10 protein-coding genes and 1 riboswitch are annotated in these 11425 nt (G+C 32.8%); of the genes, 9 read left to right on the top strand and 1 reads right to left on the bottom strand.

Going from position 1 to position 11425, the window contains the following annotated elements:
- The 5 genes from HGPT_RS08450 to HGPT_RS08430 form a co-directional block, all read left to right on the top strand.
- A partial coding sequence (locus tag HGPT_RS08450; RefSeq protein ID WP_040542937.1) for an AAA family ATPase occupies positions 1–1225 on the top strand: 1225 nt, incomplete at its 5' end.
- 190 nt (positions 1226–1415) lie between these two features.
- Entirely contained in the window at positions 1416–3098 is a 1683-nt protein-coding gene (locus HGPT_RS08445; protein WP_019139413.1) for an S-layer homology domain-containing protein, read from the top strand.
- A gap of 193 nt (positions 3099–3291) precedes the next feature.
- A riboswitch (Lysine riboswitch) is annotated at positions 3292–3461 on the top strand.
- A gap of 103 nt (positions 3462–3564) precedes the next feature.
- The gene (locus tag HGPT_RS08440) at positions 3565–4413 is read left to right on the top strand and encodes a transporter substrate-binding domain-containing protein (RefSeq protein ID WP_019139412.1); all 849 of its coding nucleotides are present in this window, start codon (positions 3565–3567) and stop codon (positions 4411–4413) included.
- Between the two features lie 21 nt (positions 4414–4434).
- Positions 4435–5205: an amino acid ABC transporter permease gene (locus HGPT_RS08435; RefSeq protein ID WP_019139411.1), complete on the top strand. Its 771-nt coding sequence runs from the start codon at positions 4435–4437 to the stop codon at positions 5203–5205.
- 1 nt (position 5206) lies between these two features.
- Positions 5207–5938 carry an amino acid ABC transporter ATP-binding protein gene (locus HGPT_RS08430; protein WP_019139410.1) on the top strand — a complete coding sequence of 244 codons (732 nt, stop codon included), beginning with the start codon at positions 5207–5209 and terminating at the stop codon, positions 5936–5938.
- A 108-nt stretch (positions 5939–6046) separates the two neighbouring features.
- Here HGPT_RS08430 and HGPT_RS08425 read toward each other — a convergent pair whose 3' ends face one another.
- Complete coding sequence (locus HGPT_RS08425) at positions 6047–7036, bottom strand: YeiH family protein (RefSeq protein ID WP_019139409.1); 990 nt, start codon at positions 7034–7036, stop codon at positions 6047–6049.
- Positions 7037–7296: 260 nt separating this feature from the next.
- Here HGPT_RS08425 and metG point away from each other — a divergent pair, with 260 nt between their 5' ends.
- The 4 genes from metG to rsmA are packed head-to-tail and all read left to right on the top strand — an operon-like array spanning position 7297 to position 11424.
- The gene (metG, locus tag HGPT_RS08420; protein ID WP_019139408.1) at positions 7297–9249 is read left to right on the top strand and encodes a methionine--tRNA ligase; all 1953 of its coding nucleotides are present in this window, start codon (positions 7297–7299) and stop codon (positions 9247–9249) included.
- Positions 9250–9267: 18 nt separating this feature from the next.
- Positions 9268–10032, top strand: coding sequence for a TatD family hydrolase (locus HGPT_RS08415; RefSeq protein WP_019139407.1), 765 nt, complete (start codon positions 9268–9270; stop codon positions 10030–10032).
- Positions 10029–10580, top strand: coding sequence for a ribonuclease M5 (rnmV, locus tag HGPT_RS08410; protein WP_019139406.1), 552 nt, complete (start codon positions 10029–10031; stop codon positions 10578–10580). Before HGPT_RS08415 ends, rnmV begins: the two co-directional genes overlap by 4 nt.
- Positions 10573–11424 (top strand): 16S rRNA (adenine(1518)-N(6)/adenine(1519)-N(6))-dimethyltransferase RsmA, encoded by an 852-nt coding sequence (gene rsmA, locus HGPT_RS08405; RefSeq protein WP_040542935.1) that lies wholly within the window; start codon positions 10573–10575, stop codon positions 11422–11424. Before rnmV ends, rsmA begins: the two co-directional genes overlap by 8 nt.
- The last annotated feature ends 1 nt before the right edge of the window (position 11425 follow it).

Here is an 11425-nt window from a genome sequence, read left to right as displayed (position 1 = left end):
TGAATTTGATAGATTAAAATCAAAATGGGAAGCAGAAAAGAAAGAACTTGACTCAACAAAGGACATAAAGAAAAAAATTGAAGATACAAATCATGCAATTGAAGAAGCTGAGAGAAATTATGACCTTGAAAAACTTTCTGAATTGAAATATGGCACTCTTCCAAAATTAAAAGAAGAGCTTGCAAATAGAGAAAAATCTAAAAAAGATGAATCTTCTATGGTAAAAGAAGAAGTCACAGAAGATGAAATAGCTTATGTTGTAAGCAGATGGACTGGAATTCCAGTAGAAAAATTAAATAAAACTGAAAGAGAAAAACTTTTAAACTTAGAAGACATTCTTCACAAGAGAGTTATTGGTCAAGACAAGGCAATAGAACTTGTGTCTGATGCAGTCCTAAGAGCTAGAGCTGGTTTAAAGGACAGAAACAAACCAATAGGTTCCTTTATTTTCTTGGGACCAACCGGTGTAGGTAAGACTGAAACAGCAAAGGCACTTACAGAAACACTTTTTGATGATGAGAGAAATTTGATAAGAATAGATATGTCTGAGTATATGGAAAAACACTCTGTATCTAGACTTGTGGGATCTCCTCCAGGATATGTTGGCTACGATGAAGGCGGACAACTCACTGAAGCAGTTAGGAGAAAACCATATTCAGTTATCTTATTTGATGAAATTGAAAAGGCTCATCCAGATGTCTTTAACATTCTTTTGCAAGTACTTGATGACGGTAGACTTACTGACAATCAAGGTAGGACTGTTGATTTTAAAAATACAGTTATAATCATGACATCAAATATTGGATCTCACTTCTTAATAGACGGCATTGACGAAGAAGGAAAAATTAAAGAAGATGCAAGAAATAATGTTATGAGTGACCTCCGCGGATCTTTTAGACCAGAATTTTTAAATAGGGTCGACGAAATTGTATTGTTCAAGCCTCTTCAAAGAAGTGAAATTTATGGAATCATCAAGCAAAGTGTGAGAGAAGTTGAAAGAAAACTTGATGATCGAGATATCAAGATTGAAGTTACAGACAGAGCTTTGGACTTTATCTTAAATGCATCTTTCAGTCCTCAATATGGAGCAAGACCAGTTAAGAGATATATTTCTCATGCTCTTGAAACAAAAATTTCTAAGATGATAATAAAAGGCGACGTCATGGACGGGGACACAATTTTAGTCGGTGTAGAAGCAGACGACTTGTTTGTTAAAGTTAAATAAAATATGGGACTTGCTTAGGCAGGTCCTTTTTAATGAAAATCTTTATTTCTCATTTATTACAAATTGTTAAGAAAATGTTAAATTAGCTAGTTAACTACAAATTATCACTTTTTTATCACAAATAGGATTTAAACTCAGTAACATAGTATGAAATAGGAGAATATTTTATATTTTAATTAGGAGGAAAATTATGAAACCATATAGTAAGAAATATTTAACACTTGCACTTGCAGGAGTTTTAGCAGCATCAATTCCAGTATCTGCTTTCGCAAATAATGAAGGTACAGAAACAGATAAAAAACCAGGTTCTTCAGTGACAGATACAAATGAAAAAAATAAACAAACAGACGCTGAAAAAGCTTTAGAAGAAGCTGAAAAAGCTAGGGAAGCTGCAGAAAAGAAAGCAAAAGAAGAAAAAGAAGCAAAAGAAAAAGCTGAAAAAGAATTAGAAAAATATAAAAAAGACCAAGAAAAGGAAAAAGAAGAAAATAGAAGAAGATATGAAAAACTAAGCCTTAGAAATGTAAGATACGATGGAACTTATATCAAGGGCGAAACTTCAGCTGATGCAAAAATTTATGTTAGAGATGACTATTATAGAGAATTTAGAAACTCTAAATATATTGGAAGAGCTGATAAAGACGGAGATTTCTCTTTTAAATACGACATCAAGGAAGGTAAGAGCGTAATAATTTACGCTGAAAATGAATACGGATATTCAAAAGATGTAGAAGTTAAAAACGACAACTACAAGGACATCAAAGGATCAAAAATAGATGCAACTGATCTTAGACTTATGGGTAGAACTTTGAGCGGATTTATTAAAAATCATCCTTTTGAAAATATAAGAGTTTATATGGATGGCGAACTACTTGGAAGCTTTAGAACTGACAAAAACTCATACTTCACAGTTGTTTTAAGTGAAAGTATAAGAGAAAGAGAACTTGATGATTTAAGATTCTACACTGATTCTAAAAAAGTAGAAAATAAAAAGCTTAAAGTTACAGAAGCTCTTGCAGGACAAAAACTTGTAAAGGGTACTGCAAACACTGGTGACGAAATCACAGTTTACGATGCATCTGGAAAGAAAATCAGTACAACTGCTGTAAATAATGCTGGAGTATTTACTGCTTTCTTAGATAGAGCCCTAATCTATGGCGAAACTATAAAAGTTGAAGCTAAAGACAAGGACAAAGAAGTAAGTAAAATTGATTACAAAGTTACAAGAAATGAAGTTGAACAAGTTAAGGCAATCTCATATATCAAGGGATATCCTGATGGAACATTTAAACCTCAAGATAATGTTACAAGAGCAGAAGCAGCTCAAATGTTTGCTACACTTTTAAATGGTGGAACTAACTTTGGAACAAGCTCAATGACAAAATTCTCTGATGCAAATGACGATTGGTATTCTAAAGCAATCAACTATGTTGTTGCAAAGAATTTAATTTCTGGTTACCCTAATGGAACATTTAAACCAAATGAAAGCATCACAAGAGCGGAATTTGCACAAATGATTTCTGGATATGTTAAGAACGAAAAGAATTCTTCTTCTGACTTCCAAGATGTTAAAGATCACTGGGCAAAAGACGCAATTGACAAACTTTATGGAAACAAAAATGTAAGTGGTTATCCAGATGGAAGCTTTAAACCAAATGCAAAAATAACAAGAGCAGAAGCTGTTACAATCCTAAACTCTGTATTTAACAGAAATACAAACAAAAATTCACTTAACAATGTGAACACTTCATCACTAAACAAATTCTCTGATGTTAGTGAAGGATTCTGGGCTTACTACAACATTCTTGATGCAGCAAACACTCACGATAGAGAAAGACTAAACTCAACTTCTGACGTTGACATGTGGAAATAAGTTTATAATATAACTTTAAAGGCTCCCTTTTGGGAGTCTTTTTTTGTATTTATAAAATTTTTGGATTTTTAATCCTGTGAAAACACAAAAAGCAAATAAATTTATAGAAAATGTCACAAAAATTAAAATTGTCCTTGACTTTTATAAATCTCCTATATATAATTGATGAAACAATTAAATAAATTGTATTGAAAAATACGATAGAGGCGCGAACTTTATCAGTAATCTCTTTGAGCAAGACCATGCAGTGACAAGAGATGAAAGGAAAATTCGCCGAAGTATATTATTGGTTATAAATAATATGCTGGGCATGCAGAGAATATTTGCATGACTGTCACAAATATGTGGGGAGCTATCTAAGGTTAAATACTTTGTCTTATTTTTAGACATTTTTAACAGTTTGGTTTTCCAGACTGTTTTTTTATTACTTTTTGATAGTTACCGAAGAATTTTACGGAGGTATATCATGAATTTAAGAAAGAATGTAGCAAGATTTTTACTAGTAGGCGCTTTAGCAAGCACAATGCTTTTAACAGGATGTAATTCAAAGGGAGATGGAGCAGCAGCACCAGCTGATTCTGATACTTTAAGAGTTGGAATGGAATGTGACTACGCACCTTTTAACTGGACACAAACTAGTGAAGAAAATGGATACAAAATTGCATCTGGTGGTTATGCAGGTGGATATGATGTTGAAATAGCAAAGAAAATTGCTGACTCTATGGACAAAAATTTGGAAATTGTAAAAACTGAATGGAATGGACTTACTCCAGCAATAACTTCTGGAAAGATTGACCTAATTATAGCAGGCATGAGTCCAACAGCAGAAAGAAGAGAAACTCTTGACTTTTCAAATACTTATTACACATCAGATCTTGTAATTGTAGTTAAAAAAGATGGAGCTTATTCCAATGCAAGTAGCCTAAAAGATTTTGCAGGTGCAAATATAACTGGTCAACTTAACACTTTCCACTATGAAGTAATTGACCAAATTGAAGGTGTAAATAAATCTACTGCCCTAGAAACTTTCCCAGCAATGATAGTTGCCATTAGAAGTGGAAAAATTGATGGATATGTTTCTGAAAGACCAGGGGCTTTATCAGCAGTTGCTGCAAATGACGACTTAACTTTTGTAGCCTTTGAAGAAGGCAAGGGATTTGAAACTTCGGTTGATGACACTTCAATTTCAGTTGGAGTTAAGAAAGGAAATACTGAACTTTTAGAAAAGGTAAATGACGCACTTTCAAAAATTTCTGAAGAAGAAAGACAAAGTATAATGGAAGAAGCTGTGGTTAACCAACCACTAGGCGAATAAGATAAGGCTGGGAGATAAAAGATGCCAAGTAGTTTTTTCGGATGGATAGGATTTTTATTAAAAGAATATGGTCCCCTTTTTGTTGAGGGGACTATAAACACAATTATAATTGCCGTTGTGGGTACATTAATTGGTTTTTTAATAGGTCTTTTAATTGCAATAGTTAGAACCACAAAAGTAAATAAAAAATCTTCAGCTTTTAAAAGACTTGGACTTAAAATTTTAAATGCCATAATAACAATTTATATTCAAGTCATAAGAGGAACACCAATGATGGTACAAGCCATGATGTTTTACTATGGTTCTCTACAATATTTTAATTTAAATATGGCAGCCATGCCTTCAGCTTTAATAATAGTTTCAGTAAACACTGGAGCTTATATGGCAGAAATCATAAGAGGTGGAATTATTTCAATTGACAAGGGACAAACAGAAGGAGCTCTTTCCATTGGAATGACACACTGGCAAACAATGACAGAAGTTGTCCTTCCACAAGCTATTAGAAATATAATCCCATCAGTTGGAAATGAATTTATTGTAAATATAAAGGACTCATCAGTTTTAAATGTAATTTCTGTTTCAGAATTATTTTTCATTTCAAAGTCAGCTGCAGGTACTTATCTAAGATATTTCGAAGTTTTCTTTATAACAGCTTTGATTTATTTAGTATTAACTGTAAGTGTGAGCCAAATTATGAAACTTATTGAAAAGAAACTAGATGGAGATGGAACTTATAAAATTTATGGATCTCAATCAACAGCAGAAGTTATAGAAGTCAAGGAAGAGGTGTGAGATGACTAGCATTTTTGAAATAGAAAATTTACACAAAAGTTTTGGAGCAAATGAAGTTTTAAAGGGAATAAATTTCAAAGTTCAAAAGGGCGAAGTTGTTTCAATAATTGGATCATCTGGATCAGGAAAATCAACTCTTTTAAGATGTATTAACCTCTTGGAAGAACCAGACTCTGGAGAAATAAGATATCATGGAGAAAATATCTTAGAAAATATTTCTTCTATAAATAATTATAGAACCAATGTGGGAATGGTTTTTCAATCCTTTAATCTTTTTAACAATATGACTGTTCTTGAAAACTGCGTCATTGGACAAGTAAAAGTCCTAAAAAAATCTCGTGAAGAGGCAGTAAAAGTTGCCGACAAATTTTTAGAAAAAGTAGGCATGTATCCATTCAGAGATGCAAGACCAACATCACTATCTGGTGGACAAAAGCAAAGAGTTGCAATTGCAAGATCTCTTGCTATGAACCCAGAAGTCCTTCTTTTCGATGAGCCAACATCAGCTCTTGACCCTGAGATGGTTAATGAAGTTTTAAATGTAATGAGGGAATTGGCAGATGAAGGACTTACTATGCTTGTTGTAACACATGAAATGGGTTTTGCAAGAGACGTTTCCAATAGAGTTCTCTTTATGGACAAGGGAGTCATAGCAGAAGACGAAGACTCAAAGGAATTTTTCTCAAATCCAAAAACTGAGAGGGCGAGAGAATTCTTATCTATGGTTTTATAAGGATTTTATAAATTTTTCTTTTAATAAATTTTAAAGACTCGAGAGGGTCTTTATTTTTTGCCCAAAAAAAGCAGCCCTTTAAGGCTGCAAAAAATTAATATGAAATTATTACCAAATTTCAAGCAAGTTTTGCATAAATAAGCTCATAAAAATTATGCCTATCCAACATAGAGCTCCTTCAATTATTGCCTTGCCACCTTGAGAAATTAATTTCTTAATATCTGTATTAAGGCCAATTGCTGTCATTGCCATAATTATAAAAAACTTAGACAAAAACTTCATTGCTGACAAGAAAGTATTAGACAGTGGAAGTAAACTTGTCAAAATTGATGCAAGTAGGAAAAATAAAACAAAAGTTGGAAAAGTTTTTAAGATGCTAACTTTTTTAGTGTTTTCCTTTGATTTTATTATTCCAAGAACTAAAGTTATTGGGATAATAGCAAGAGTTCTAGTTAATTTTACAATAGTTGCATAATTTAGAGCAGTGTCGTCATTAAACATTGTTGACCAAGTTCCAGACGCTGCAACGACTGAAGAAGTATCGTTAATAGCAGTGCCTGCCCACATGCCAAAACCTGTGTGAGTCATGCCAAGCTTTACCCCAAGTGTGGGGAAAATTAAAGCTGCGATAATATTAAACAAAAATATTACAGAAATAGAAGTCGCAACATCTTCATCCTTTGCATCAATTACAGGAGCAGTTGCGGCAATGGCAGAGCCTCCACAAATTGACGAACCAACTCCAATTAGAGTTGCAATATTAGAATCGATCTTTAAAAATTTTGCTGCAAGATAAGAAATAATAAGGGCAGTAGAAATTGTGGATAAAATTATTAAAAGAGATGACTTTCCAACGACAATTACTTCCCTGAGATTTAAACCAAAACCCAAAAGAATTACGGCATATTGTAAAATCTTTTTTGATGTAAACTTAATTCCAGCTTCGAGTGAATTTGGTCTATTGAAATTATTTAAAATAAGGCCAAGTAAAATCCCAAAGACAGGTCCACCAACTACTGGGAATTTTTTGCCCAAGAAGTAGGCAAAAACAGCAATAAAAGCAGAAAAAATTATGCCACTTAAATAACTTTTTTTCATAAAAACCTCCTATGTAAATAAAAACATCTTCAAATATTTTAAGAAACAATTACTTATTATACATCAATATTATAAATTTGGCTTTAAAAATCTATTTTTTCTTCCCAAAAGTAAGTTAAAGTTGATAAATTAGACCCTTGAAATTGATTTTATAGGCGACTTCAGTTATAATTATTCTAATATATATAGAAAATTATCGGAATATTGACAGATTTTGCCAAGACCTTATCCCATTGGATTGGGTTTTTTATGGAGGTTTTATGAGTAATAAAAAATTTTATGTGACAACGCCAATCTATTATCCAAGTGATAATCTTCACATTGGTCACACTTATTGCACTGTTGCAGTTGACTGTGTTAAGAGATTTAAAAAAATGCAAGGATATGATGTTTTCTTTACTACTGGTACTGATGAACACGGTCAAAAGATAGAAGATAAGGCTAAAGAATTTGGCATGGAGCCAAAGGAATATGTTGATGGAATAGTCAAAAATATCAAAAAACTTTGGTCTATTATGGATATTGATTACGATTATTTTGTGAGATCTACTGATAAAGACCACGAAGAAGATGTTAAAAATATTTTCCAAAAGCTTTATGACAAGGGAGATATTTATAAGGGCGAATATGAAGGATATTATTGTAAACCTTGCGAATCTTTCTGGACTGAAGCTCAATTAGAAGAAGGCCACACTTGCCCTGACTGTGGAAGACCAACTGAACTAACTCACGAAGAATCTTACTTCTTTAGACTTTCAAAATACAAGGACAGACTTTTAAAATATTATGAAGATCACCCAGAATTTATTGAACCTGCCTTTAGAAAAAATGAAATGGTTAGAAACTTCTTCGAAGGCGAAGGCGGACTTGAAGATCTTTCTGTTTCAAGATCAACTTTCGATTGGGGAGTAAAAGTTCCCTTTGATTCTAAGCACGTTGTTTATGTTTGGATTGATGCTCTAACTTGCTACTTGACAGCGATTGGTTATGGAAGCGATGAAAATAAATTTAAGGATTATTGGCCAGCAGGTGTTCATTTTGTTGGAAAGGAAATTATTAGATTCCACGTTATTATATGGCCAGCTCTTTTAATGGCACTTGATTTGCCACTTCCAGAAAAGGTATTTGGTCATGGCTGGATTTTATTTGATAACGACAAGATGAGCAAGTCTAAGGGAAATGTTATTTATCCTGAACCAATTATAAAACTTTACGGCGTTGACGCCCTTAAATATTTCTTGTTACGTGAATTCTCCTTTGGATCTGATGGATCTTTTAACATAGAAAAATTCATGCAAAGACTTAACTCTGACCTTGCAAATGATCTTGGAAATTTACTTTCAAGAACTGTTTCCATGATTTCTAAATATAATGATGGCATTATAAAGGATATGGGAATAAGAGAAGATGTCGACGATGATTTAGAAAATCTTGCAGTTTCTGTTGTCGACGAAGTTGAAAAGGCAATGGAACATTATGAATTTTCTGTGGCTTTAGAAGCAATTTGGAAACTTATTAGAAGAACTAACAAGTATGTTGATGAAACTGAACCTTGGAAATTGGCAAAAGATGAAGATAAAAAAGACAGACTAAATACTGTTTTATATAATTTGGCAGAAAGTCTTAGAATTGTTTCTGTATTAATTTATCCATTTATAAAGGAAACATCTCTAAAAATAAGAGAACAACTTGGTCTTGATGATAATATAAATTGGGAAGATTCAAGAGTTTTTGGACTCCTTCCTGATGAAACTAAGGTACAAAAGGGAGAAGTTATCTTCCCAAGGCTTGATATTGATGCTGAAATTGAAAAGTTCAATGAAGAAAATACAGCTCTTCTAAAATCAAGAACTATGACAGATAAAAAGGATAAAGAAGATATAAAAGAAGAAATTACAATAGAAGATTTTGATAAACTTGATATTAGGGTTGCTGAAGTCCTTGATGTAGAAGATCATCCAAATGCTGACAAATTATTTGTACTAAAATTAAAAGTTGGAGATATGGATAGACAAGTCGTTTCTGGAATCAAAAACTATTACAAAAAAGAAGATTTAATTGGCAAGAAAGTCCTAATGATTGTTAACTTAAAATCAATTAAGTTAAGAGGAGTAGAATCCAAGGGAATGATCCTTGCTGCAGCAGATGATGAAGATAATTTAAGCCTTGCATCAACTTTAGCTGATATTAAATCAGGAGCAAAGATTAGTTAAATTTAGTTAGGAGAAAAGATGATAGATTCACATGTACACTTAGATGATCCTGCCTTTGATGAAGATAGGGGAAGTCTTATAAAGAGTCTAGCTGAAAATGGAATAGAACTCGTTATTAATAATTCTTCTGATCTAGCCTCTTCAGAAAGGTCAGTAGAACTTGCAAATAAATATGAAAATATCTACGCAGCTATAGGAGTCCATCCTCACGAAGCTGATTCTTATAATGAAGAAGTGGAAAAAAGACTTATAGAACTTTCTAAAAATAAAAAAGTTCTTGCTATTGGAGAAATTGGACTAGATTATTACTATGACAATTCTCCTAGGGATGTTCAAAAAGAAGTCTTTAAAAAACAAATTGAGATTGCAGCAAGGCTTGGCAAAAATATTGTGATTCACTCACGTGATGCAGCAAAGGACACTTTTGATATTTTAAAAGAAGCTCATGAAAAATATGACTTCACTGCTCTTATTCATTGTTTTTCACAATCAGTAGAAATGATGGAAGAGTACATGAAGATGGGAGACTACATTGCACTTGGTGGTGCAGTTACTTTTAAAAATTCAAAGACTCCAAAGGAAGTTGCGAAAGTTGTTCCATTAGATAGGCTTCTTCTTGAAACTGACTGTCCTTATATGACTCCAGTCCCTTATAGGGGCAAGAGAAATGAACCAAAACTTGTGAAGTTTACTTGCCAATATATTGCTGATTTAAGACAGACTGATCCAGCTGAAATAGAAAAAGTGACAGCAGAAAATACAAAGAGGTTTTTTGGAATATGAAAATGACAATTAAAGAAGTAATTGTCGCAGAGGGTCGTGATGATGAAATTGCCATAAAAAAGGCAGTTGATGCAGAAATTATAACCACTCACGGCTTTGCTTTTGGAAGAAAGTTAATAAATCTCTTAAAGGAAATGGATAAGAAGAAGGGAATAATAATTTTTACGGATTCTGACTACATGGGTTCTCAAATTAGAAAGAGGATTGCTGATGAAATCCCTTCTGCAAAACATGCCTACCTTTCTCAAAGTGTATCCACAAAACATGGAGATATTGGTGTTGAAAATGCCTCTCCAGAAGAAATCTTAAAAGCACTAAAAGCAGCTAGAGCAACAAAGACAGAAATGTCTTCGGAATTTACTATGGCTGATTTAATAGAAAATAGATTAATAAATTTTGATGATTCAAAAAATAGAAGAGAAATGCTTTCGGAAATCCTAAAAATAGGATATGGAAATGGTAAAAAGACTCTTCACAAATTAAATTCCTTTGGCATAAGCAGGGAAGAATTTGATGAAGCGATGAAGGAAGTGAACTCCCATAGATAGATTATATAAACCCAGCAAACTTTCAGAGGTTCTTTCAAAGTACGGCTTTAGATTTACAAAATCTCTGGGACAAAACTTTTTAATAGATGGAAATATAGTTAGAAAAATTGCTGATGCGGCTGAAGTAAATGAAAATGATAACATTCTTGAGATTGGTCCTGGTGTTGGAACCATGACAGAAGAACTTGCCTTACGCGCAAAAAAAGTCTTGGCAGTTGAAATTGATGAGAAATTAAGAGAACTTCACAAGGAAACTTTAAATATGGATAATGTTAAAGTTATTTATGGCGACTTTCTCGACCTAGATTTAAAAAAATTGACAGAAGAAGAATTTGGGGATGAGCCATTTAAAGTTGTGGCAAATCTTCCCTATTATGTGACTACGCCAATAATAGAAAAATTAATTTTATCTAAAGTGAATTTAATTTCAATTACTGTAATGGTTCAAAAGGAAGTTGCAAAAAGACTTGCAGCCAAGCCGGGAAATAAGGACTATGGATCTTTATCTGTTTTTATAAATTATTACACAGATTGTAATTACAAATTTCAAGTACCAAGTTCAGTATTTATACCAAAGCCAAATGTTGACTCAGCAGTTGTCAACCTAAAGATGAAAGAAAGAGAAGATCTTGATACAGACTTCTTATTTAAAATAGTTAGGGCAGCCTTTACTACTAGGAGAAAAACTCTAGTAAATTCTTTTTCAAATTCAAAACTTCCTTATACAAAGGATGATATAAAAAGAGCTCTTGAATTAAGCGGAATTGATGGAAGTAGAAGGGCGGAAACCTTAACTTTAGAAGAATTTATAATTTTAAGTGTAAATTTTAAAAGTGTGGGGTAAT

This window comes from Peptoniphilus timonensis JC401, from assembly GCF_000312025.1.
Lineage (GTDB): Bacteria > Bacillota > Clostridia > Tissierellales > Peptoniphilaceae > Peptoniphilus_A > Peptoniphilus_A timonensis.
Note: the sequence above shows the minus strand (reverse complement) of the source record. Positions and strands in the feature narration are given on the sequence as shown.

Excerpts from the sequence above, each read along its gene's own strand:
- HGPT_RS08425 (WP_019139409.1), bottom strand. The coding sequence starts at position 7,036 with ATGAAAAAAAGTTATTTAAGTGGCATAATTTTTTCTGCTTTTATTGCT.
- HGPT_RS08430 (WP_019139410.1), top strand. The coding sequence starts at position 5,207 with ATGACTAGCATTTTTGAAATAGAAAATTTACACAAAAGTTTTGGAGCA.
- HGPT_RS08445 (WP_019139413.1), top strand. The coding sequence starts at position 1,416 with ATGAAACCATATAGTAAGAAATATTTAACACTTGCACTTGCAGGAGTT.
- metG (WP_019139408.1), top strand. The coding sequence starts at position 7,297 with ATGAGTAATAAAAAATTTTATGTGACAACGCCAATCTATTATCCAAGT.
- HGPT_RS08415 (WP_019139407.1), top strand. The coding sequence starts at position 9,268 with ATGATAGATTCACATGTACACTTAGATGATCCTGCCTTTGATGAAGAT.
- HGPT_RS08435 (WP_019139411.1), top strand. The coding sequence starts at position 4,435 with ATGCCAAGTAGTTTTTTCGGATGGATAGGATTTTTATTAAAAGAATAT.
- HGPT_RS08440 (WP_019139412.1), top strand. The coding sequence starts at position 3,565 with ATGAATTTAAGAAAGAATGTAGCAAGATTTTTACTAGTAGGCGCTTTA.
- rnmV (WP_019139406.1), top strand. The coding sequence starts at position 10,029 with ATGAAAATGACAATTAAAGAAGTAATTGTCGCAGAGGGTCGTGATGAT.